The organism is Leucobacter manosquensis, from assembly GCF_018304845.1.
Classification (GTDB): domain Bacteria; phylum Actinomycetota; class Actinomycetes; order Actinomycetales; family Microbacteriaceae; genus Leucobacter; species Leucobacter alluvii.
On the sequence record NZ_JAFEVO010000001.1, the window covers coordinates 850,967 to 874,207 of the forward strand.

The 23,241-nt window shown below is 68.8% G+C and carries 20 protein-coding genes, 1 tRNA gene and 2 pseudogenes; 6 read left to right on the top strand and 17 right to left on the bottom strand.

Annotation, left to right across the window (positions count from 1 at the left end):
• Nucleotides 1-19 precede the first annotated feature (19 nt).
• From lnt to JSQ98_RS14985, 8 genes and pseudogenes are all read right to left on the bottom strand, one after another.
• Nucleotides 20-1,666 carry an apolipoprotein N-acyltransferase gene (gene lnt / locus JSQ98_RS03945; RefSeq protein WP_346728710.1) on the bottom strand — a complete coding sequence of 549 codons (1,647 nt, stop codon included), beginning with the start codon at nt 1,664-1,666 and terminating at the stop codon, nt 20-22.
• A pseudogene (locus JSQ98_RS03950) lies at nt 1,663-3,953 on the bottom strand (DEAD/DEAH box helicase). The gene lnt and the pseudogene JSQ98_RS03950 overlap by 4 nt, the downstream one beginning before the upstream one ends.
• A complete protein-coding gene (tatC, locus tag JSQ98_RS03955) occupies nt 3,950-4,801 on the bottom strand; it encodes a twin-arginine translocase subunit TatC (RefSeq protein ID WP_211648456.1) in 852 nt (283 codons plus the stop codon). Before tatC ends, JSQ98_RS03950 begins: the two are co-directional and overlap by 4 nt.
• A 44-nt stretch (nt 4,802-4,845) precedes the next feature.
• Nucleotides 4,846-5,874, bottom strand: coding sequence for a helix-turn-helix transcriptional regulator (locus JSQ98_RS03960; RefSeq protein ID WP_211648457.1), 1,029 nt, complete (start codon nt 5,872-5,874; stop codon nt 4,846-4,848).
• Nucleotides 5,867-6,985: a helix-turn-helix transcriptional regulator gene (locus JSQ98_RS03965; protein ID WP_200328763.1), complete on the bottom strand. Its 1,119-nt coding sequence runs from the start codon at nt 6,983-6,985 to the stop codon at nt 5,867-5,869. Before JSQ98_RS03965 ends, JSQ98_RS03960 begins: the two co-directional genes overlap by 8 nt.
• Nucleotides 6,986-6,991: 6 nt before the next feature.
• Nucleotides 6,992-7,918 carry a peptidylprolyl isomerase gene (locus tag JSQ98_RS03970; RefSeq protein WP_211648459.1) on the bottom strand — a complete coding sequence of 309 codons (927 nt, stop codon included), beginning with the start codon at nt 7,916-7,918 and terminating at the stop codon, nt 6,992-6,994.
• A 135-nt stretch (nt 7,919-8,053) separates the two neighbouring features.
• Nucleotides 8,054-9,109, bottom strand: a complete 1,056-nt coding sequence (locus JSQ98_RS14980) for a tRNA (adenine-N1)-methyltransferase (protein WP_346728810.1) — start codon at nt 9,107-9,109, stop codon at nt 8,054-8,056.
• Between the two features lie 135 nt (nt 9,110-9,244).
• Nucleotides 9,245-9,814, bottom strand: a pseudogene (locus tag JSQ98_RS14985) (HAD family hydrolase); the annotation flags it as partial.
• A gap of 41 nt (nt 9,815-9,855) precedes the next feature.
• Between JSQ98_RS14985 and JSQ98_RS03980 the strand changes: the two are divergent.
• Nucleotides 9,856-10,926, top strand: a complete 1,071-nt coding sequence (locus JSQ98_RS03980) for a PAC2 family protein (protein ID WP_211648463.1) — start codon at nt 9,856-9,858, stop codon at nt 10,924-10,926.
• A gap of 26 nt (nt 10,927-10,952) precedes the next feature.
• Here the strand turns inward: JSQ98_RS03980 and mshC are convergent, their stop codons facing one another.
• The 6 genes from mshC to JSQ98_RS04010 form a co-directional block, all read right to left on the bottom strand.
• Nucleotides 10,953-12,197 (bottom strand): cysteine--1-D-myo-inosityl 2-amino-2-deoxy-alpha-D-glucopyranoside ligase, encoded by a 1,245-nt coding sequence (gene mshC, locus JSQ98_RS03985; RefSeq protein ID WP_211648465.1) that lies wholly within the window; start codon nt 12,195-12,197, stop codon nt 10,953-10,955.
• Entirely contained in the window at nt 12,194-13,087 is an 894-nt protein-coding gene (locus JSQ98_RS03990; protein WP_211648468.1) for an undecaprenyl-diphosphate phosphatase, read from the bottom strand. Before JSQ98_RS03990 ends, mshC begins: the two co-directional genes overlap by 4 nt.
• Nucleotides 13,088-13,203: 116 nt before the next feature.
• Nucleotides 13,204-14,517, bottom strand: a complete 1,314-nt coding sequence (locus JSQ98_RS03995) for a M20/M25/M40 family metallo-hydrolase (protein ID WP_090149128.1) — start codon at nt 14,515-14,517, stop codon at nt 13,204-13,206.
• Nucleotides 14,518-14,542: 25 nt separating this feature from the next.
• Complete coding sequence (locus JSQ98_RS04000) at nt 14,543-14,905, bottom strand: hypothetical protein (RefSeq protein ID WP_211648469.1); 363 nt, start codon at nt 14,903-14,905, stop codon at nt 14,543-14,545.
• A 66-nt stretch (nt 14,906-14,971) separates the two neighbouring features.
• Nucleotides 14,972-15,056: transfer RNA gene (locus JSQ98_RS04005), tRNA-Leu, on the bottom strand.
• 129 nt (nt 15,057-15,185) lie between these two features.
• On the bottom strand, nt 15,186-16,997 hold the full coding sequence (locus JSQ98_RS04010; protein WP_090149134.1) for a DEAD/DEAH box helicase family protein: 1,812 nt from the start codon (nt 16,995-16,997) through the stop codon (nt 15,186-15,188).
• 93 nt (nt 16,998-17,090) lie between these two features.
• Here JSQ98_RS04010 and JSQ98_RS04015 point away from each other — a divergent pair, with 93 nt between their 5' ends.
• Nucleotides 17,091-17,918 carry an SGNH/GDSL hydrolase family protein gene (locus JSQ98_RS04015; protein WP_090149137.1) on the top strand — a complete coding sequence of 276 codons (828 nt, stop codon included), beginning with the start codon at nt 17,091-17,093 and terminating at the stop codon, nt 17,916-17,918.
• A gap of 23 nt (nt 17,919-17,941) precedes the next feature.
• Nucleotides 17,942-18,286, top strand: coding sequence for a spore germination protein GerW family protein (locus tag JSQ98_RS04020; RefSeq protein ID WP_090149140.1), 345 nt, complete (start codon nt 17,942-17,944; stop codon nt 18,284-18,286).
• Here the strand turns inward: JSQ98_RS04020 and gluQRS are convergent.
• Nucleotides 18,276-19,223 carry a tRNA glutamyl-Q(34) synthetase GluQRS gene (gene gluQRS / locus JSQ98_RS04025; RefSeq protein WP_211648471.1) on the bottom strand — a complete coding sequence of 316 codons (948 nt, stop codon included), beginning with the start codon at nt 19,221-19,223 and terminating at the stop codon, nt 18,276-18,278. The genes JSQ98_RS04020 and gluQRS overlap by 11 nt on opposite strands.
• 94 nt (nt 19,224-19,317) lie before the next feature.
• Between gluQRS and JSQ98_RS04030 the strand changes: the two genes are divergently transcribed.
• The 3 genes from JSQ98_RS04030 to pdxY all read left to right on the top strand — a co-directional run bounded on the left by JSQ98_RS04030 (nt 19,318) and on the right by pdxY (nt 22,226).
• On the top strand, nt 19,318-20,688 hold the full coding sequence (locus tag JSQ98_RS04030) for an FAD-binding oxidoreductase (protein ID WP_211648473.1): 1,371 nt from the start codon (nt 19,318-19,320) through the stop codon (nt 20,686-20,688).
• A gap of 93 nt (nt 20,689-20,781) precedes the next feature.
• A complete protein-coding gene (locus JSQ98_RS04035) occupies nt 20,782-21,267 on the top strand; it encodes a pyridoxamine 5'-phosphate oxidase family protein (RefSeq protein ID WP_090149146.1) in 486 nt (161 codons plus the stop codon).
• Between the two features lie 107 nt (nt 21,268-21,374).
• Nucleotides 21,375-22,226, top strand: coding sequence for a pyridoxal kinase PdxY (gene pdxY, locus JSQ98_RS04040; protein ID WP_211648475.1), 852 nt, complete (start codon nt 21,375-21,377; stop codon nt 22,224-22,226).
• Nucleotides 22,227-22,286: 60 nt separating this feature from the next.
• On the opposite strand, the gene crcB is transcribed toward pdxY, so the two are convergent.
• Nucleotides 22,287-22,658, bottom strand: coding sequence for a fluoride efflux transporter CrcB (gene crcB, locus JSQ98_RS04045; RefSeq protein ID WP_211648477.1), 372 nt, complete (start codon nt 22,656-22,658; stop codon nt 22,287-22,289).
• Nucleotides 22,655-23,095, bottom strand: a complete 441-nt coding sequence (locus tag JSQ98_RS04050) for a fluoride efflux transporter FluC (RefSeq protein ID WP_346728711.1) — start codon at nt 23,093-23,095, stop codon at nt 22,655-22,657. Before JSQ98_RS04050 ends, crcB begins: the two co-directional genes overlap by 4 nt.
• Nucleotides 23,096-23,241: the final 146 nt, after the last annotated feature.

Sequence of the window (23,241 nt, forward strand, 5' to 3'; positions counted from 1 at the left end):
CGTGGCCGCGCGCCTCGATCTAGCCGTGTCGTGACACGCGTCGAGCGCGTACGAGCCCGAAGACCCCTCCCGCCAGGCCGAGGACGCCGACGAGCGCCCCGACCGAGGCGGTCGCGCCCCCGAACCGGAGGGCCGGAGTGAGGCCCTCGACCAGCGGCACCTCGGCGACCATCGCGTCGCGCGTGAACGGCTGCAGCTCGTCGAGGCTCCGACCGTCGGGCGCGACGACGGCGCTCGTGCCGACCGTCGAGTCGTTGACGACAGCACGACCCATCTCCACCGCGCGGGTGCGGGCGATGGCCAGCTGCTGAGCGCTCTCATCGGTCCGCCCGAAATCGGCGTTGTTCGTCTGCGCGAAGATCACCTGCGCCCCGTCGCTCGCCATCGCGACCGCCTGCGGATCGAAGATGATGTCGAAGCAGATCGCGATGCCAGCCCGGATGACTCCCGCCGACGTGTCGACCTCCAGCGCCGAGGGGCGCGTGCCGGGCGCGTATTCGAGTTGCACCAGGTCGACGAGATCCGGCACGATAGCGCGGAAGAACGGCCGATTGGGCATGTACTCCGCGAACGGGACCGGGTACCGCTTGTCGTATCGGGCGTCAGTGGGCCCCTCGGAGTTCCAGACGAGCGAGCTGTTGCTGTACGTGCCGTCTTCGTTCGCGAGGACGGTGCCGACGACGATCGGCGCGCCTGCGCGCTCGGCGAGCTTCGCGAGTCGTTGACTTCGAATGAGCTGGTCCGGTGCGGCGAACTCCGCACTGTTCTCCGGCCAGACGATGACGTCCACCGTTCGCCCCTCCGCTTCGAGGCGATCGAGCAGCTCTTCGGTCGCGGTGAAATGGTCGCGGATCACGCCGCCCGCTTCGCGATCGTCGAAGATTCCCGATTTCGAGTTGCCCTGCACGGCAGCGACGCGCAGTGTGCCCGACTGCTCGAGCGGAGCCGCCGGCAATGCCGCGAGCGCGACCAGCACCGCGAGGGACGCCGCGACTCCGACGAGTACCGGCCGCACGGAAGCGCCGCGGTCGCGGGCGACGAGCGCTACCGCCACCGGAACCACGCTCGCGAAGGCTAGCAGGGCGGACAGACCAGCGAATCCGAGCCAGGAGACGGATTGCAAGAGCGGCCCATCGGCTTGCGTTGTGGCGAGCCGACCCCACGCGAAACCACCGTAGGGAATCGCGCCCTGCAATTGCTCCCGCAGCATCCAGAGGCCCGCGACCGACGCCGCCTGCGCTCCGGCCAGCGCCGCAGCGCTGCGGCGCAGGATCGCGATCCGGCGGAGCCCCCGTGTCGCGACCGCCGCTGCGACGCCGAAGAGCCCGAACCAGAGGATCATCAGAGCGCACAGCGCCGCCCAGGGAATCGGGCCGAGGTACAGGGTCAGCCAGCCGATGTGCGGCATCCAGAACGCAGCGCCCGCAAGGGCGCCGACCAGGAACCCCCATCGCGCGCGCTGCTGCCAGACCGCCGCGCACACGAGCGCGACTGCGGGAAACGCGAGCGGCCACCAGCTCAAGCCCGGCGTCGCGGCATCGAGCAGAAGGCCCCCGGCGACCGCCGCGATCACGGAGGCGTACCAGCGCAGAGCCCGCGTTCCGTTCGCGTCGGTGCGCACCAGCATCGAGCGCTCGGTCGGCGCCCCCGCATTCGTCGCACTCACGAAGTGCTCGACGCTGCGACGATGCCCCGCTTCACACCCCGCTTCGCCTCGCGGGCGAGATGAGCGAGCGCACCGAGTCGATCAGCGTCCACATCGTCCAGCACGGCCGCCTCGCACGCCTGCGCGACCTGGTCGAGCAGATCGATGGTCTGCTTCGCCCAGCGAACGAAGTCACCAGCTCCGATCCCGGCGGCTTCGAGCACCAGCTCGATCGGTCGCCCGGTCGCCCAGGCGTGCATCGTCTTCGCGAGGCCGGCGTGCGGCATCTCGCTCCGCGGCAACCGCGATCGCTCTGCCAGGTCGTCGAGTCGCACCCAGATGTCGAGCACCCGATCATAGGCGGCGCCGAAGGCAGCTCCGCCAGGCAGACGCTCCTCCCCGTCGTCGTCCCGCCGCGGTTCGTAACTCAGCACGCAGCACATCGCGGCGAGTCCCGCGGCGTCCAGCCCGCGCCATGCGTCCTCGCGAATGCACTCGGCGACGAGCAGATCGCGTTCGCCGTAGATCCGCCGGAGCAGGTTGCCCCACGGAGTGACGTTCGGCTCGCGTGTGCGGTCGGCTTCCAGATAGCCGAGTTCGAGCAGTTGGTCGACGACCCGGTCGAAGGTACGGGCGATCGTGCCCGTCCGGGAAGCGATCTGGCGCCGGCCGCGCTCCACGCGACGCCGGAGTTTGCGAGCGCGATCCTCCCATCGTTTCCGATCGGAGCCCTGCGCACGGCTCGCCGCCGCATCGTAGCCGGCCAGTGATTCCTGCTCCGCGCGCAGTTCCCTGGCCTGATCGACGACGGCGCGATCGGCCTGGAACTGCGCGAACGAGAGCTCGAGCATCTCCCTCACGTGAGCCCGGTCCATGCGCTGCAGCAGATTCACAGTCATGTTGGCCGTGGGACGGAAGCTCGAACGCACGGGGAACGACCTGGCTCCGGCGAGATGGGCGAGTGCTTCGAGATCGACGTCGTCGCTCCACACGACAACGGCGTGACCTTCGTCGTCGATCCCGCGCCGACCGGCGCGACCCGTCAGCTGGGTGAACTCTCCGGAGGTGAGCGGCACCCGCTGCTCGCCGTTGAATTTATCCAAGCGCTCGATGACCACGGCGCGTGCGGGCATGTTGATGCCGAGGGCGAGCGTCTCGGTGGCGAAGACGAGCTTCACGAGTCGCCGCTGGAAGAGCCGCTCGACGACGGCTTTGAACGCCGGAAGCAGGCCGGCGTGGTGCGCCGCGACGCCGCGCTCCAAGCCAGCGAGCCACTCGCGCACGCCGAGCACACGACGCTCCTCGTCGCTCATCCCCGCGACCTCTGCGCGCGCGATGCGACGAATCTCGTCGCGCTCCTCCCGGCTGGTCAGCGTGATGCCCTCCATGAGGCACTGACGAACCGCCTGATCGCATCCGTTCCGGCTGAAGATGAAGACGATCGCCGGCACGAGATCCGTCTCGTCGAGTGCGCGAGCGATGTCGGATCGCGAGATGCGACGGCTTCGACGCGCCGGTGGCCGCCCGCGAGCGCTCCCCGCCCGCGGCCCCGCTCACGGTCGCCGTCGCGGTCACGCCATCCGCCTCTGCGGTCGAGCGCGTACAGCTCCGGATTCACCCGCCCGCCAGTCGCGAGCTCGCCCGCCCGATCGACGTAGAGCGGGAGGAGCGCACGGGAGGTGAGCACGTGCTGGTAGAGCGGCACCGGCCGGTGCTCAGAGAGAATCACGTCGGTGTCGCCGCGCACGGCGTGCATCCAGTCGCCGAACTCCTCCGCGTTCGAAACCGTCGCCGACAGCGACACGAGTCGCACGGCGGGCGGCAGGTGGAGGATGATCTCCTCCCACACCGCGCCTCGGAATCGATCGCCGAGGTAGTGCACCTCGTCGAGCACGACGAATTCCAGATCGTCGAGGGCGTCGGACCCCGCGTAGATCATGTTCCGAAGCACCTCGGTGGTCATCACGATGATCGGAGCGTTCGAGCGCAGATTCACATCGCCGGTGAGCAGACCCACTTCGTCTTCGCCGTACTCGTCGCAGAGCTCTCGGAACTTCTGGTTCGAGAGCGCCTTGATGGGCGCCGTGTAGAAGATCCGCGCGTCGCGCTCCCGCCTGGCGAGGTACACCGCGAACTCGGCGACCGTCGTCTTGCCCGACCCGGTGGGAGCCGCGACGAGCACGCTTCTGCCTTCCTCGAGGCGTTCGCACGCCGTGCGCTGAAACGCGTCGAGCGGATACTCGAGACGGGCCGAGAACGCGTCGAGCGCGCTCTCCTCCCGACTCGCGCCGGGGTCAGGCATGCTCATCGGCGTCCTTTCGTGCGGTCGGCGTCGCCGCGCTCGGCTTCCCGTCCGGTGTCGTCGTCGAGGTCGTACTCGGCGAGCTCGGCGGACCGGCGTTTGTCCACCCTGCGGTCGTGCAGCAGTGCGACGCCGGCCGCCGCGAAGTACAGCACGATGATGGGCGCCGCGAGCAAGAACATGCTCATCAGGTCGGCCGCGGGTGTCGCGATGGCCGCGAAGAGAATGATGACGAGGATCGCGACTCGCCAGCTCCGGATGATGGCCGCGCCGCGCAGCACTCCGATGAAGTTGAGCATCACCAGGAGCACCGGGAGCACGAAGCCGACGCCCACCGCGAGCAGGAGCTTGATCGCGAAATCGAGATAGTTGCGCGCCGTGAGATAGAACGCGTCCTCCTCCGGCTGGAAGCTCGCCATGAGGCGGACGATATTCGGGAGGACCAGCCAGCCGGCATACGCGCCGCCGAGGAACAGCGGTACCGCGGCACCGATGAATCCCACCCCGGTGAGCTTCTCGCGTCGCGTCAGACCCGGGGCGAGAAACGCCCAGACCTGGTAGAGCCACACCGGCGACGCGATGAGCACCGCGATGAAGAGCGCGATCTGAACCTTGGTGTCGAAGCCGCTCGAGATGTCGCCGTACGAGATGATCGCATCACGGCCCTGCATCTCGAGATCGTTGATCGGCTTGCGGAGCATCTCCCACACCCACGTCGACAAGAACCAGCCGGCGATGAGGGCGATCACGATCGCGGCGGCCGAGATCAAGAGTCGTTTGCGGAACTCGATGAGGTGCTCGCCGAGGCTCATCCGCCCATCGGGACTTCGCCGCTTGCGAGCCTGGTTAGCCATTGGTTCAGTGTATCTCAGCGGTCGCCGCACCGCGCCAGGAACACTCAGCCGCCGTACGCCGAGAGCGCGCGTTCCGTCCACTCGCGCACCGACGCCCGCGCCCAGTCGGGCGACTCGATCTCCACGCCGCCGGGGAGCACCTGCACGATCTGCACTGCCGTACCTCGATGCCAGGCTTCGACTCGCACCCGGAAGCGCCCGTCTTCGATCTGTTCGAGCACCTCTGGGGCGAAGCCTTCGAGCGGCGCGAGTGCCGCCTCTGTCACTCGCGCGGTGATGTGCACCGGGCCTTCGTGCGCCATTGGTCGCTCGGCCGCGGTGGCGGGCGGCACCGCGTCGGGCGCCGGTACGAGCGGCGCGTCCGATCCGGGCGGGTCCGCGGTATCGGGCGCTGCACCTGCGGCGCCCGGGATTTCCGCACGTTCGAGCTCGCGCATCTGGTCGACCCGGAAGGTGCGATCCGCCAGGCGTTCGAAGCAGTACCCGCGCAGGTACCAGGTGCCCGATCCCTGCGTGAGCGACTGCGGCCGCACCGTGCGACGGGAGTCCGAACCGGAGGCGTCGCGGTAGACGAACGAGACTGCTCGCCCCTCCTCGATGGCGGCTACGAGTTCCGGCACCCGCGCATCGCCGGGCCCGTCCGTGACCGACATCGGCGCTTCCGGAGTCGCTCCGAGCGCCGTGCCGAGTTTCTCGGCGGTGGCTCTGGCGAGCGCTGCGTCCTCCGGACCGAGCATGCTCGTGAGTGCTTGGAGTCCCGCGATGAGGGCAGCCGTCTCCATGGGAGCGAAACGCGGTGCATCATCGACGGCCACAGTCCGCGTGAGACTGACGAGGTCCTGCTGCTCGAGCGCGTCCCAGTCGATGTCGAAGAGATCCTCGTCCTGATAGTTCATCGTCTCTCCTGGCACACCGGCGGTGCCGAGGAACCGGACGAGGGTGCGCACGAGTTCCGGCGGCACCGAGAAGCGCTCCGCCAGTTCCCCGACTGTCGCCGAACCGGTATCCCTGAGGTACGCGACGAGCGAGAGGAGAAAGGTCACGCGTTCCGGAGCGAGGACTTGTTTACGCATCTGCCGTCCCTTCGTCACGTCGGGCATCGAGCTGGAGCTCATTCCCCGACGGTGCAACCGGTGCGTGATGGACCTCGGCGATGCGCCGGAGGCCCGCGACGACGAGTTCGCGCAGCTGAGCCGGCTCGCACACCGATACATCCGCTCCGTATCCGATGAGTTCGACCGCGAACACGTGGAGATCGAGCACCCCGACTTCGAGCTCGACGTGATCGCCCGAACCGCAGCGCCCGGGCCGCAGGTCGCCCTGATCCCCTGACCGCGAGAGCAGTCGAGCCTCCGCGATGCTTCCGCGACGGACGCAGAGCACGGCGCGCCGGTCGGAGCGCAATCGCTCGAGGTCTTCCACCGCCGCATCGGCGCGCACCCGCAGCTCGGGGTCGAATGCCTCAGTCGACTGCTGCACGCGCCCCTCGATGCGGGCGAGGAGGAACGTGCGAGCCGCGTCGCGTTCGAGGTCCCACGACACGAGGTGCCAGCGCCCCTCGGCGCGGTGCAGCCGCAGCGGAGCAACCCTGCGCATCAGCGGCGCCTCCCGATCCGGTAAGCGATACGCGAAGCGCACCACCCGCCCGGCATCGATCGCGCGCTGCAACGGCGCTGCAGCGGCCTCTGCCGTTCCGAGTCGCGGTGCGATGCCCAGATGCTGCACATCGAGCCCGGCGCCCAGGGCTTCGAGCTTCATCGCGGCACGGCGCGACTCCGCGCTGAGGCTCCCCTCGCTCCAGGCGAGAGCCGCGAGCCGCAGCAGCATGAGCTCGCGCTCGGAGAATCGAAGATCGGCTGGGAACTGCAGCCGCTCCTTGGAAATGCGGTACCTGATGAGCTGGTTGTTGCCGACGTCCTGCGGATCCTCGAACGCGTCGATCCGGATGCCGAGGGAGCGCAACTGTTCCTTGTCGCGCTCGAACTGCTTTTCCAGAGCGGCACTCGGCTGGCCGTGGCGATATCTGTCGGCGTACCCATAGACCGAGGAGAGGAGCTCGCGCTTCGTAGCGCCGAACGGGCTCACGACGAGGGCGAGGACCAGGCTGAAGAGACGCTGCTCGCTCGGCACCGAGGAACGCGAACGCCGTTCCGGGGCCTCAGAGGCTGCCGAGCTGCTCGGCATGGCCGATCAGCTGACCCCGAGGATGTCGACGACCACGACACGGGCATTCGCGCCGCCCTCGTTCTCGACGACGACCACCTGCGAGCCGATCGGCTTGCCCGTCAGTTCCGCACGATACGTGACCCCCGACTGCGCGATGTCCGCTTCGGTGTAGAGCAGCTTGAGCCCCGTATCCCAGGTGTTCTCCTGCTCCATTCCGTCCCAGCCGACGGCGAGCACCTGCGCGATGACGTTGTCGTCGGCAGTCACCTCCGCTCCCTCGCCTGCGATGCGCACTGCCGAGGTCGTGCCTGCGGGTGCTTCGGTGGGCGGCAGCACGACGCCGACACGACCCTCTTCGTCGGTGACCACTGCTGGGAAGCCATTGGGAAGGCCGCGCTTCGAACCCTCCGCTACGGTCGGAGCCGTCGACACCACGTCCACCACGCCCACGACCGCGTCCGCTCCGGTCGCGCCGAGCTGACCTCCGAGCTGCGTGCTCTCCTCTGGCGAGAGCGCGAGCACGATGCGATCGCCGGGGACGGAGCATCGCACCGCCTCACTCAGTGGGTTCGCGGTCTCCTCGGCGACGAGCAGAGGCTGCGGCGGCTGCGAGGGATCCGTGAACCCCTCGCTCTGGAAGAGGGCGTCGCCTGTGGCCGCGTCGAAGAAGGCCATATTGACCCCGACGAGCGACTGCTCCTCGGCCACGTAGCCATCGGAGTCGCCGTGTTCGACGACGGTGCGCTGTGTGGAGAGGATCTCGAGATCCTCCGGCGCAGAGATCTCCGGGACGTCGCCGAAGCTCCCGAGAACCGTCGTGCCATCGCTCAGAGCGCCCGGCTGCAGCGTCGTCTTGCAGTCTGACGCCTGCGACTGCTGCGCGCTGCAGCCGGTCACCCCGGCGAGAAGCAGCGCAGCAGCAGCGGTAGCGGGAATGATGCGACGAAGCATGAGCACCTCTCGAGGAAGCCGACGTGAACCCCGCTATCCTATCGAACCGCGACTGAGCGTATGCGCGCCTCGTACTCGTCCGGCGCTGCGACCACCGGTCCGATCACGGGCGCCCGAACCCTCGCCGCCGCGCGATCAGTCGGTCACCGCGGAATCGGAGCCCGGGAGCTCGCCGCCGCGCTCCCGCGCGAACTGCTGGGTCTCACGCACCTTCTTGCGCAGCACCTTGTCGCTCTTCGTCCGCTCGCCGACCGCTTCCGGTGTCCACACCTCCGCGCTCGGCGGCGCCTCGTCCTCTGGGCCGAGGTCGGGCAGCCAGCTGCCGAGGTCGGTCTCGCTGAAATCGCTCTTCGACGCGCGTCGCTTCAGTTCGGGCAGCACGGTGCCGGGCGCGAGCCTTCGCGCCGTCACCAGGAAGCCGGTGTGCGCGACCATCCGGTGATCGGGCCGCACCGCCAGGCCCTCGACGTGCCAGCCGCGCACGAGCGTCTCCGACGCCTGAGCATGAGCGAACTCGCCGCTGCGGCGAATCTGCTCGACCGTGCGGGAGAGCTGAGTCACGGTGGCGACGTAGCAGATGAGCACGCCGCCGGGCGCGAGCGCATCGGCGGCGACGTCCACGCATTCCCACGGTGCGAGCATGTCGAGCACCACGCGATCGATGCTGCCAGCTGCGCACACGGCGGGCAGCGTTTCCTGCAGGTCTCCGACGGTCACGGTCCAGTTCTCGGGAACGCTGCCCGAGAAGGCGACGACGTTTCCGGTGGCGATCTCCGCGAACTCGTCGCGACGCTCGAACGAGAAGAGCGCACCCTCCGGCCCGACTCCTCTGAGCAGATGCAGCGACAGCGCGCCGGAGCCCACGCCGGCCTCGACGACACGAGCTCCCGGGAAGACGTCGGCGAGCGACAGGATCTGCGCCGCATCCTTCGGGTAGACGATCGCGGCACCCCTCGGCATGGACATCACGAAATCGGAGAGCAACGGACGCAGCGCGAGGTACTCCTCACCGCTGCTGTTCGCGACCACCGAGGCGTCGGGCCGGCCCACGATATCGGCATGCGGGATGACGCCGCGGTGACTGTGGAACTCGCCATCGTGCACGAGGGTGATCGTGTTGAGACGCCCCTTCGGCCCCGTCAGCTGCACGCGATCGCCGTACTGGAAGGGGCCGCGCACTGCCGGCGACACGGTTGCCGAAGGCGCACCGCGATGCGCGGCGTACCGTTCGCCGAGCACCGCCGCATCGACGCCGACCAGGGTCGGCCAGACTTCGTGAGCGGGTGCGTCGGACAGATCGATCAGATTCGGAATGCCGAAGGCAACGGCCCCGGAAGCGTGAGCGGAGCGCAGGCCCGTGACGGAGTCCTCGAGGGCGACGCACTCCTCGATATCGACGCCGAGCAGAGCCGCGCCCATGCGGTACGGCTCGGGGTGCGGCTTCTCGTGCGGGACCTCATCGCCGCCGATGATGTGGGTGAAGAGACGGTCGGGAAGCAGGGCCACGACCGCATCGGCGATCTCCCGCACAGCCATGGTCACGAGTACGCAGGGGATACCCGAGTCGCGCAGCGACTCCAGCAGTTCGACGGCGCCGGGCCGCCACATGGGCTCCTCCGCGCTGAGCCCGGCGATCACGCCGGCCGTCCACTCCGCGATGATGTCGTCGACCGTCATGGGAACACCGAGTTCCTGGAATCGCCGCGCGGCGGCGCGAAGCCCCGAGCCGATGAGCGAGTCGCGGATCTCGGACGTCAGTTCGATCCCGTAGCGACCGAGCATCGCCAGCTCCGATGCGAGCCAGAGCGGTTCGGAGTCGATCAGTGTGCCGTCCATATCCCAGAGGACGGCGGCGGGACGAGCGTCGAGTGTCCGCTCAGAGAGGAATGCGTTCATCCGAACCAGTGTACTGTTCGTCAGCCGATACCCTTGAGCCTATGTCCACACCCTCGGCCCCGCATTCCCGCGTCCTGATCGTCGCGTTCCAGGGCTGGAGCGACGCCGGCGACGCGACGACGGAGGTGCTGCAGCACCTCGCCGGTCTGATCGATGCCGAGGTGCTCCACGAGATCGGCGCCGAGGGGTACGTCGACTTCCAGGTGCACCGCCCGAAAGTGCTCTTCGACGAGTCGGGCAAGCGGGTGCTCGAATGGCCCGACACCCGGTTGTTCGGTCCGGTGCAGCGCCCGGGCGAGTCGTCGGATGCCGTCGTCTCTCCGGAACCCGCTGACGGTGAAACGGTGCGACGCATCGACGGGAGCCCGGTTCGGGATCTCTTCCTCCTCGCGGGCGTCGAGCCGGCGAGGGACTGGCAGAACTTCGCCGACGAGATCGTCGAGCTGGTCGATGTCTGGGCGATCGATCTCGTCATCATCCTCGGGTCGATGTTCTCCGATGCGCCCCACACGCGGCCGATCGTCACCACCGTGACGTCGGAGCACGAGGCGCGCCGCGACGCAGTCGGAGCCGTGCGAAGCACGTACGAGGGGCCGGCCGGCATCTCCACGGTCATCGATCTGGCGCTCGCCGAGGCGGGCATCGAGACGCTGTCGCTCTGGGCGCAGGTGCCGCATTACGTGCACAGCACGCCGTCTCCCAAGGCCTCGCTCGCGCTGCTCGACAAGCTCGAAGAACTGCTCGACATCGTCATCCCGCGCGGAGAGCTGCTCGTTCAGGCGAACGAGTGGGAGGCGAACATCAATCGCATCGCCGACGCCGACGAGGACATGTCGAGGTATATCCGCCGACTCGAGGAATCGCGGGACGAGGAACTCGCCGCGGAGACCACCGGAGACGCGATCGCCCTCGAATTCGAGAAGTTCCTGAAGGGCGGGCCGCGGTTCGCGCGCGATGTCGAGGTTCCCGACGCGGGGTCGCGGCGCTCGGGTGCGTCGGATTCCGTCGCGGATCCTGAGTACGATACGGATCGAGAGACGCCCGGCAGTCCGGAGACTCCGGACGGCCCTGCGGACCGCCGGGAGGACGACTCCGAGCCCGGCTCGGCCTGAGACGGGCCCGGGTCACCCCGGTCGTACTAGAGCTGCACTCCGAGCAGCGCGAGCACCGCATCGGCCACGAGCCCCGGTGCGTCGACGCCTTGATCGAGCGCTGCGTCGAGGGTCGCCAGCATCACGGGCGTATCGAGGTCGTTGGCGATCGCCGACCGCAGCTGGCGCACCACGGCGGCGGCGGGAGTCGGATCCTCGCTCTCGCGCAGCAGCCCGGCCCGCCAGGCCTCCAGCCGTCGCTGCGCCACCGCGAGGTCGCTGTCGTGCCATTCCCACTCGGAGCGGTAGTGGTGGGCGAGAAGCCCCAACCGGATCGCCGAGGGGTCGGCTCCTCCGTCGAGCAGCCGCGAGACGAAGACGAGATTGCCCCTCGATTTCGACATCTTGTGCCCGTGGTACGAGACGAGCCCTGCGTGACAGTAGGCGTGAGCCAGGGGCGTGCCCGAAAGGGCGGTCGCGTGCGCGGCGGTGAATTCGTGATGCGGGAACACCAGATCGGAGCCCCCGCCCTGCACGGTGAACGCTCCACCGAGCGCACCGCGTGCAATCACGGAGCACTCGATATGCCACCCTGGGCGCCCCGACCCCACCGGGGTCTCCCAACTCGGCTCCCCGGCGCGCTCCGCCCTCCAGAGCAGCGGGTCGAGCGGGCCCCGCTTGCCCGGACGCTCGGGGTCTCCCCCGCGCTCGGCGCTCAACCGGAGCATCGTCTCGCGGTCGTACGGAGCGACGTCGCCGAGCCGCCACTGCGAGTCCCGCTCGGCGGCGGCCGTATCGAAGTAGATGTCGTCGCCGGCAGCGTCTGCGGTGGGCACCGTGTAGGCGAAGCCGCGGTCGAGTAGCTCGCGCACCGCGGCGGCGATCTCATCGATCTGCTCGGTCACCGCGATGTAGTGCTCGGGCGGCAGCATGCCCATGCGATGCATGTCGGAGCGGAAGAGTCCGATCTGCTCGTCCGCGAGCGCGCGCCAATCGGCTCCGGTGGCGTTCGCGCGATCGAGCAGGGGGTCGTCGACGTCAGTGATGTTCTGCGCGTAGACCGTTTCGATCCCGGCGTCGCGCCACGCGCGCTGCATGATGTCGAACGCGAGGTAGGTGAACGCGTGCCCGAGGTGCGTCGCGTCGTATGGCGTGATGCCGCAGACGTAAAGGTGCGCGCGTCCCTCGGGAATGGCCGGGTACTCGAGGCGCTCGGTGGCGGTGTTGAAGAGTTTCGGCGCGACGCCGGTTCCCGGCAGCGCGGGGAGCTCGGGCGGGGTCCAGGTTCTCATCGAACACCCCCCGCCGTCACCGCGTGCACGGCTGCAGCGCCTTCGGCGACGGATGCCCCGCCATCGGCTGAGAGTACGCCGGTCGCGAGGAGCACGATGATGATCCCGCCGATCAGCACACGGTAGACGACGAACGGCATGAAGCTGCGCTTCGAGATGTACTTCATGAAGAGACCGATGACGAAGAGTGCGATGACGAATGCGACCACCGTGGCCACCGCGGTGAGTCCCATGGGGGTTTCGCCTGCGGGAGCGCGCAGCGCTTTGAACACCTGGTAGAAGCCGGACCCCAGCACAGCTGGAATCGCGAGCAGGAAGGAGTAGCGGGCCGCGGCTTCGCGCGTGTACCCCATGAGGAGCCCAGCGGTGATCGTGCCGCCCGAGCGAGAGACGCCCGGGATCAGGGCGAGGGCCTGAGCGAATCCGTAGACGAGACCGTGCTTCCAGGTGAGCGCTTCGATGGGGCGCACCTTCTGGCCGACGCGGTCGGCCACGCCGAGCAGCAGGCCGAAGACGATGAGGCTGATGGCGACGAACCAGAGGGAGCGGAGCGTCGTCTCGATCTGATCCTGGAACAGCAGCCCCAGCACGACGATCGGAACGGTGCCGATGATGATCCACCACCCCATGAGCGCGTCCGGATCGTTCCGAGGCACGCGCTTCCCGCCCAGCGACTGCGCCCAGCGTCCGATGATGCGCACGATGTCGCGCCAGAAGAACACGATGACGGCGGCTTCCGTTCCGATCTGAGTGATCGCGGTGAACGCCGCACCCGCGTCGCCGATGCCGAGCAGTTCGCTCGCGATGCGCAGATGCGCACTCGACGAGATGGGCAGAAACTCGGTGAGTCCCTGAATGATTCCCAGGAGGATCGCCTCGAAGATTCCCATGATTCCTTTCCTGGCTGCACCACGCGCGCGAACCGACCGCGCCGGGTTTGGACCGCCGTCCAGACTAGCTCACAGCGCACTGAGAACCCGTGAGGGCGGGCCCGGGCGCCGACGATTCAGTAGGTGCGGAGCAGGTCCACGAGCACGCCGTGGCCGAAGTCGAGGGCTTCGAGCGGAACACGTTCATCGACGCCGTGGAACATGCCGGGAAAGTCGAGATCCGCGGGAAGCCGCAGCGGAGCGAACCCGTAGCCCGTGATGCCCAACCGTGCCAGCGACTTGTTGTCGGTGCCGCCGGAGAGCAGATACGGCAGCACGCGGGCTTCTGGGTCGGCGCGCTTCAGACACGCCGTCATGGCGTCCACCAGCTCCCCGGCGAACGGCACCTCGAGACCGATATCGGAGTGCACCTGCTCCAGCTCGATGTCGTCGCCGACGATCGCACGGATCTGGTCGAGGATCGACTCCTGATCGGCCGGCAGCGCGCGCACGTCGACGAGCGCCTCCGCCGTGTCGGGAATGACGTTGTGCTTGTATCCCGCCTGCAGCACGGTCGGGTTGCTGGTGCTGCGCAGGCTGGCCTGGATGAATCCGCCGCCCTTGCCCAAGCGGAGCACGAGATCTTCCGGGGATACGACGTGCGGGTCCTCCCCCAGGATCTCGGCGATGGCGTCGACCAGGTCTCTGGTGGTGTCGGTGAGCGTCACCGGCCACTCGTGCCGTCCGAGTGCGGCGATCGCTTCGGCGAGGCGGGTCACGGCGTTGTCGTGCCAGACGCGGGAGCCGTGGGCGGCCGTGCCGCGCGCCCGCAGCCGAATCCACTCGAGCGACTTCTCACCCGTCTGCACGAGGTAGGCCCGCGTGCCCGCGATATCGATCGAATACCCGCCGACTTCGCTGATCGCCGTCTCCGCTCCCGCGAACAGCTCCGGGTGGTTCCGCACGAGATGCTGGGCGCCGTACACGCCGCCGTTCTCCTCATCGGCGAAGAAGGCGAGAATCACGTCGCGTCGCGGCCGCTCGCCGCCCCGCAGCAGTTCGGCGACGGCGGTGAGGATCATGGCGTCCATGTCCTTCATGTCGACCGCGCCGCGCCCCCACAGCATGCCGTCCTTGATCACGCCGGCGAACGGGTCGACGGACCAGTTCGCGGGATCCGCCGGCACGACGTCGAGGTGTCCGTGGAGCACCAGTGCCGGCAGCGATGCGTCGGCTCCCGCAACCCGCGCGATGACGCTCGCGCGACCGGGGTCGCTCTCGAAGATCTCCGGCTCGAGACCGAGCTCGCGTAGGTACGCCGCGACGTAATCGGCCGCCGGCCGCTCGGGCTCGGCATCCCCGCCCCCGCGGTTGGACGTGTCGATGCGGATCAGATCGCGCGCAACGCGGGCCGTTTCAGACAGCGCGTGCTCGGAGGTCTCGAGGCTCATGCTTCCAGCGTAGCCCGGTGGACGCTCAGCTGCCCTGGATCACGATGCAGAGCAGCAAACCGAGCACTCCGACGACGGCGGAGGCGATCATCGAGGCGGCCATGACCCGCAGCCGAAGGGGTCCCCGCTGCACGGCGAAGCGGGCGATGAACAGGACGCAGGTGCAGGCGAGCATGAGCGCTCCCGTCGCCACCGCGACCGGGACCATCGGTCCGGGTCGGAGCGCGATGATCGCGACGACCGGAACCGCACCCGCGACGAGCAGGAGGCTCCCCATGACCACCCAGATGGTCCCGGACGCCGTGGTGAGGGAGGGTTGCTGCGTCACCTTCGTCGGATCGGCGCTCGAAGCCCCTCTCCGGGTGCGTTCTCCGCGCGAATCGTTCATCGTCCACTCCTCCCCTGACGGTAACGCAAAAGAGGCCCTCCTCTCGGAGAGCCTCTTTCGTTCACGTGCGCGGAGGGGGACTTGAACCCCCACGCCCTAATACGGGCACTAGCACCTCAAGCTAGCGCGTCTGCCATTCCGCCACCCGCGCGAACGATTCGGAACCTTCATCGGCCGAACAGAAGATAACTTAGCACGGATCTCGAGGGCTGATCGAATCGACCCGGGATCTCGCGCGCGTCGGCTCCCAGCGCCCCGCACCAGCGGGCGAACGAGCCGCTCACGGCCGGAGCCGTCGGCGCAGCAACTCGATCCGCTTCTGCAGCTGCGTGACCGATGCCTGCGCCACCGCAGGCCCGCCGCAGACCCGACGGAGCTCGGTGTGGATGTCTTTGTGCGCTTCGCCAGAGACCTTCGCGTACATGCCCACGAGCGAGCTCAGCAGCTTCCGCTGCTCCCCGAGCGTACGATGCAACGCCTCCGGCGATTCGGCTCGGTCGGGGGCGTGTTCGAGAATGCCCTGCTTCCCCGCGCTCCGGCGTGCTTGCCTGGCCTGCCGCTGCTGCAGCAGCGCCTTCACCTCTTGTGGCTCGAGCAGCCCGGGGAACCCGAGGAAATCGAGTTCCTCCTCGGTCTCCACCTCGGCGTACCCGCCGAATTCAGCACCATCGAAGACCGCGCGGTCGAAGTGGGCGTCGGAGGCGAGGGCCTGATAGACGAACGTCTCCCCCTCGACCAGCTCCGATGATGCCTGATCGCCTCGCTCAGCCTCCGCCATCAGTGCGGCCTCGGCGTCCCACATCTCCTCGGCGCTCTTCGGGCCCTCGAGCACATGGTTCCGCTCTTTCTCGAGCTCAGCCGCGAGCTGCATGAGGGCCGGCACGTTGGGGATGAACACCGAGGCGACCTCCCCGCGGCGGCGCGAGCGCACGAAGCGTCCGATCGCCTGCGCGAAGAAGAGCGGCGTCGAGGAGCTCGTCGCGTAGACGCCCACGGAGAGCCGCGGCACGTCGACACCCTCCGAGACCATGCGCACGGCGACCATCCAGCGCTGCTCCCCGCTCGAGAAGGCATCGATCTTCTCCGACGCTCCGGCGTCGTCGGAGAGGATCAGCGCCACGTCCTCCCCCGTGATGTCCTTGAGCTGCGCGGCGTACGACCGCGCCGAGGCGTGGTCGGTCGCGATCACGAGCCCTCCGGCATCGTGCACGTGCTGCCGCACCTCGGTGAGCCGGCGATCGGCCGCGCGCAGCACCTTGCCGATCCAGTCTCCCGCTGGGTCGAGCGCAGTCCGCCACGCCTGCGAGGTCACGTCCTTCGTGTTGCCCTCGCCGAGCGCGGCCTCCATCTCCTCGCCCGCCGATGTCTGCCACCGCATCTTGCCGGCGTACACCATGAAGATGACCGGGCGCACGATGCCATCCGCGAGCGCGCGCCCGTATCCGTAGTCGTAGTCGGTCAGGGAGAGGCGCGACCCGTCCCCCTGCGGCGCGTACTGCACGAAGGGAATCGGCGCTTCATCTGACCGGAAGGGGGTTCCTGTGAGGGACAGCCGCCGTCGCGCGTTTCCGTAGGCTTCACGGATCGCGTCGCCCCAGCTCAGCGCGTCGCCGCCGTGATGCACCTCGTCCATGATCACGAGCGTGTCCTCGTGCTCGGTCAGCAGCCGGTGCTGCACCGGCTTCATCGCCACCTGCGCGTACGTCACTGCGACGCCGTGAAAGTGGCGCCCGTAGGCGAGCCCGTCGCTGTTCGAGTAATTCGGGTTCAGCCGAATACCCGCGCGTGCGGCCGCGTCCGCCCATTGCGTCTTGAGATGCTCGGTGGGGGCGACGACGATGATCTGCCGAACGGTGTGATTGGAGCGCAGGATCGCCGCGAGTCTGAGCGCGAACGTCGTCTTGCCGGCTCCCGGCGTCGCAGAGGCGAGGAAGTCGCGCGGGGCCGCGTCGAGGTAGCGTTTGATCGCCTCCTCCTGCCAGGCGCGCAGCGTACCCGCCGTCCCGTGCGCTGCGCGCTCGGGATAGGCGGGAGGCAGGTGCTCGGCTGCACTCGTCCCAGGAAGGTGGAGGCCCGGATCCGAATCTGTCACGACGTTCTAGACTATCGCTGTAAGCCGACCGCTGCGTCCTCGCCGACGCCCGCGAGCGGCTCCCCCACCGCCCCAGACACTCAGAGGTAAGCAATGGCACAGGATGACGGCGCTCCGCAGACCCGAGTCGAACTTCCGTGGTCGCGTTTCGTGGCCCTCGGTGACTCGTTCACCGAGGGCGTGGGAGATCCCGATCCTGACAGCCCGGGCGGGCTCCGCGGGTGGGCCGATCGCGTCGCGGAGGTGCTGAGCCTCTTCGATGAGGACTTCGCGTACGCGAACCTCGCCGTGCGCGGCAAGCTGATCCAGCAGATCGCCGACACACAGGTGGACGCCGCCCTCGATCTCCGCCCAGACCTCATCAGCATCTGCGCCGGTGGCAACGATGTGATCCGTCCTGGGACGGATCCAGACGAGGTCGCAGCGAAGCTGGAGCGCATCGTCGAGCGGCTGAGCGTCGGCGGCGCGACCATCATGCTCTTCACCGGAGTGGATACCGCGTTCCAGCCCGTCTTCCGCTCGATCCGGGGCAAGGTGGCCATCTTCAACGAGAACGTGCGGAAGGTCGCGCAACGCCATGATTGCATCGTCGTCGACCAGTGGGCGCTCGACGAACTGCACGACAGCCGCTACTGGGCCGGCGATCGACTGCACCTGAACGCGCTCGGGCACCACACCATCGCCCGGGCGGCGCTCGCGGCGCTCAGCGTGCCTCACGATCTCGCTCCGCTCGAGGTGCCGGATCTCCCCGAGCGGAGCTGGCGGGCCGCACGTCGCGAGGACGTCGTCTGGGCTCGCGAGCACTTCGTCCCGTGGGTGATCAGGCGGATCAAGCACGTGTCATCGGGCGACCACATCGAAGCGAAACGGCCGATTGCAGCGGCACTGCGCCCGTCGAGACACGGGGCTGCCGAAGACTAGCGCGAGCGAGTAGTGTGGGGCGCATGACTCACCTGACGAAGCAGATCGCAGATACCCTGGTCGAGGTCGGCGTGCACTCCGCGTACGGCGATCCCGTCGAGGTCGACGGTTCGACACTGATCCCGGTGGCGTACACGGCCTACGGCTTCGGAGCCGGGGAAGGCGCCGGTGCCGGTGAGGGCGTCGCCCAGGGAGAAGGATCAGGCGGTGGCGGCGGCGGGTTCTCCATTCCCGTCGGCTCCTACATCACGCGCGAAGGCACCACCCGATTCGAGCCGAACATCATCGCTCTGCTCGCCGTCGGCACCCCGTTCCTCTGGGTCGCCGGCCGAGCGCTCGCTCGCATCATCAAAGCGCTCAAGAAGTAGCGGCGTTCTCCAGGCCGGGCCACACCCAGGCCGATCGCGGCAGGGCGCCGGGATCGAATCGCTCGACGAGCAGCTGCGGATGCACGCGTTCGCCAGGCGCAGCGAGATCGAGCGACTGCGCGAGCACCGCGAGCACCTTCTCGGCGCTCGCGCCGGCACTCCGCAGGTCGGCGAGCGTGACGGCGCCGTCGCGCTTGGCCAATCTGGCACCCAACGACCCGAGCACGAGCGGCACGTGCGCGAACTCGACATCGGGCGGTGACGGGAGCCCGAGCAGACGCTGCAGCACGATGTGCCTCGGCGTCGATGTCACGAGATCGTCTCCGCGCACCACCTGGTCGATGCCCATCGCGGCATCGTCCACGACCACGGCGAGGTTGTAGGCGACCGTCCCGTCGCCGCGACGCAGCACGAAGTCATCGATCTCTCCGACAACGCGGCCACGAATCCGATCGTCGAACTCCGGGGCCGCCATACCGGTCGGCACGCGCAGCCTCAGGGCGGGCCGACGCGGCGCGATGCGCTGGCGCTCTCGAGCCCGCTCAGCCTCGCTGCGGTCCCGGCAGGTGCCGGGATACGCGCCGGGCGGGGCGTGCGGCGCACTCGGGGCCGCGAGAATGTCGGCTCGAGTGCACGTGCACTCGTACACGAGGCCCGCCTCGGCGAGCCGGTCGATCGCGGCGTCGTGCCCGCGACCCAACTCCGACTGGAGCACCGCCTCCCCGTCCCAGTCGAGGCCGATCCGGGACAGGTCGTCCAGCTGCCGTGCGGCCGCGCCGGCGTCTCTGGCGCGATCCAGATCCTCCACGCGCATGAGAAATCTCCGCCCGCTCGCTCGGGCGAAGCACCAGGCGAGCAGCGCGGTGCGCAGGTTCCCGACGTGCAGATCCCCCGAAGGACTCGGAGCGTAGCGTCCGGCCCCGTTCGCTCCCGTCATGCCGTTCATCCTCTCATGAGCCCGTTGCAGCGAGGAGCGTGGAGCGCCTGCGCCATGCGGGACTACGCTTGAGTTCGACCGCAAGGAGGCGCACGTGTCAGAATCCCACCCCGAACCGCACTTCGACCTCGACGAGCTGCACACCCTGCTGGGGCCGCGTCTCGTCCGCGACCCGGAGTTGATCGCTCCGTACGCCGTCGATACGTCGCGCGCGGTGGCCGAGGGCGCACCGCTCGCCGTAGTGCTCGCCGAATCGACAGCTGACGTGGCGGCGGCACTCGGCTGGGCGAACCGTGCAGGCGTGAAGGTGAGCGTGCGCGGCGCCGGGACCGGCCTCGCGGGGGGCGCGATGGCCTACGCCGACGGCCTCGTCGTCTCGCTCGAGCGGATGCGCACCATTATCGACATCGACGTGCCGAATCGGCTCGCAACCGTGCAGCCGGGGGTCGTGACGGCCGACCTCGACGCCGCAGCTCGTGACCACGGGCTGTTCTTCCCACCCGACCCCGCGAGCGCGCGGATCAGTACGGTGGGCGGCAATATCGCTACGAACGCCGGCGGCCTGCGCTGCGTGTCGCACGGCGTCACGAGCGATGCGGTCGCGGCGCTCGAAGTCGTGCTCGCAGACGGCCGGGTCATGCGGTCCGGCGCGCGCACCCGCAAGAACGTCGTGGGATACGACCTGACGCGGCTGTTCGTCGGGTCAGAGGGAACGCTCGGCGTCATCACCGAGGCGACCGTCAGGCTGAAGCCCGTTCCGCCCGGCTCTCCCCGCACCTTCCGCGCGAGTTTCGGGACGCTCGAGGACGCCGGGCGGGCGGTGACCGCGATCGTGAACAGCGCGGCGCGCCCCGAGGTGCTCGAGTTGATGGACGCCCTCAGCGTCGAGATCATCGAGTCGTTCCACCCCAGTGGCCTCACGGTGCCGGCGGGCGCCATGCTCGTCGGGCAGACCGTCGGGTGGGACGCCCAGGAGCAGGCGGAGGCCATCACCGCCATCTGCCGGGACGTCGGAGCCGACGATACCGAGATCTCAGAAACCGACGCGCTGCTCGAGGCCCGTCGCCTCTCGAATCCAGCGCTGAATGCACGCGGACTCAAGATCTCCTGCGATGTCGGCGTTCCCGTCGCCGCCCTGGCGGAGGTGTTCCACGGCATCGCCGAGATATCCGCGAAGCACGGCAAGCGGGTGTCGACGGTCGCGCACGCCGGCGACGGCAATCTCCACAGCACCGTCGAGTCTCCCGACACACCCGTCGGCATTCGCGAAGCCGACGCGGTCATCGACGACATCACGCGGCTTGCACTCGCGCTCGGCGGCACCATATCCGGCGAGCACGGCATCGGCTCGGTCAAACGGCACGAGCTCGGATGGCAGCTCGATCCAGTCGCGCTGGGCGTGCAGGTGGCGATCAAGCGGGCACTGGATCCGCTCGGAACGCTGACCCCGGGGAGAGGCATCTGACGCGCTGTCAACGGGCTTGTCGCTCGGTAAGCGGCAGCGGAAGACTGGCGCCAATCGTCTTTCGACGACCCGCACCACCGACTGGAGGCCGACATGAGCACACCGCGCGAACTGACCCCCGAGACCGTGATCGACGTGATGCGCGAGGAGCGCTTCGTCATGCTGTCGACGGCGACCCCGGACGGGAAAATCGTTTCGCACCCGATGACTCCCCAGGAGGTGACCGATGCGGGCGACGTGTGGTTCTTCATCGGCCTCCAGGGAGACCAGGCCGATGCGATTCGCGCGAACCCTCAGGTGAATCTCGCCTTCGCTGAGACGGGCAGCTGGCTCTCCGTCTCAGGACTCGCCGAATTCGTGACCGATGAGGCGAAGGCGCGGGAGCTCTGGGACGGCGAGGTGGACGCGTACTTCGACGGCGGGCTCGACGACCCGAACCTCGGGCTGCTCCGGGTGACCGGCGAGTCGGCCCAGTACTGGGGTGTACCGGGCGGAAAAGTCGCCGCAGCCGTAAAGATCGCCGCTGCCAAGATCACCGGAAGCGAAGGCCCGGGCCGGTCGGGCACGACGGAGCTCTGAGCGGGCGCGAGCCTTCGCTGCGCCCGGCTTGATCGGGCGTCGCGAACTGGTCCGCCCCGGGCCTTGCAGACTGGTCCATTGCTCGGACCACTGGCAAGATCGAAGCCATGCGCATCCTCTCGATCCAGTCCTCGGTTTCGTACGGCCATGTGGGGAACTCCGCAGCAGTGTTCCCGCTGCAGCGCATCGGCGTCGATGTCATGCCGATATACACGGTCATGTTCTCGAATCACACGGGATACGGATCGTGGCGCGGCCCGATGATGTCCGGAGACGACGTCCGCGAAATCGTCGTCGGCATCGGAGAGCGGGGCGGGCTCTCCGACGTCGACGCCGTACTGTCCGGCTATCAGGGCGGCGACAGCATCGGCGACGCGATCCTCGACGCGGTAGCTCGCGTCAAGGAGGCGAATCCCGACGCGATCTACGCCTGCGATCCGGTGCTCGGCAATGCGCGATCGGGATGCCACGTCTCGCCCGAGGTGCAGAACCTCATCCGCGACCGCGTCGTTCCGCGCGCAGACCTCATCACGCCGAACCAGTTCGAGCTCGGGTTCCTCGCAGGCACCTCACCCGATACGTTGGATTCGACGCTCGCCGCCGTGGATCTCGTTCGGGCCGCCGGCCCGAGCACCGTGCTGGTGACGAGCGTCGACCGCCCCGATCGGCCCGATGATGCGATCGAGATGCTCGCGGTGACCGATGCCGGCGCGTGGCTCATCGAGACGCCGCGCATCCCGTTCAAGGTCAACGGCTCGGGAGACGTCACCGCAGCGCTCTTCACCGCCCACTTCGGCCGCTCGGGCGATGGCGCCGACGCCCTCGAGCGCACGACGGCGAGTGTCTTCGCGCTGCTCGAGCGCACGTACGCTGCTGGTTCCCGCGAGCTGCAGCTCGTCGAGGCCCAAGAGGCATACGCGCATCCCGACATGCGATTCAGCGCACAGCGCGTCCGCTGACCACCGCCGGGCGAGGCACCGAGCGGGCTCCGATCCTCCTGCCCCGACCAACCCCGTGCGTCACGCGAGCGCCGCCCCGAGCAGCACACCGCAGATCGCGAGCCCCGTCGCCGCTCCGAGCGCGCCGATGCCGTTCGCGATCGCGGCGCCGTAGCGACGACGCGCGAGGAGCTGCACGGCGTCGACGCTCGCGGTACTGAATGTCGTATAGCCCCCGAGGAATCCGACCGAGACAACCATGGCCGCCGGATGCTCCAGTCCGAGACCGGTCACCACCCCGATTGCGAACGATCCAGTGAGATTCACCGTCAGGATTCCCCAGGGCAACCTCGCGCGGCGGTCGGCAGGGAAAGCGCTGTCCACCAGATAGCGGATGACGGCTCCGGCACCGCCCCCGGCTGCGACGCTCAGGGCCGCCCACAGGTCGCTCACCGGGTCGCCTCCGATGCGACGGGGCGTGTATGCGCCCTCGCGATCCGTTGCCCGAGCAGCATTCCCAGCCCGCTCGCGATCGCACCGCCGGTCACCGTGGCGAAGGCGTATCCCATCGCCATTCCGAATCGCTCGTCCAGGAGCGAGGCCGCGAGGTCTGCGGCGAGCAGACTGTACGTCGTGAAGCCGCCGAGCAGACCCGTGCCGAGCAGCAGGCGCAGCCGCCGCCAACGCACCTCGTCCCGCGCCGTCGTGCCCGCGATCAGCGCGCCGAGCGCGAACGATCCGAAGACGTTCACGACGAGCGTCGCGAGCGGGAAACCGCCCGTGGCGTCGACCGGGCCGATGGCCGTCGAGACGCCGACCCGCGCGATCGAGCCGAGAGCACCGCCGAGTGCGACCAGGCCGAGATCGGGAAGTCGGGAACGAAGGGTCACCCGGATCAGTGTACGCGCCCGGATGCGCTGACGCGGGAGCGAGCAGCCGGCATCCGCGACCCCGCCGCCGCCCCGCCGCCGCCCCGCCGGAGCGGGAGGAGCCTCGCGAAACACGTCGAATTCCGCTAGCATCGCATCAAGTTCGC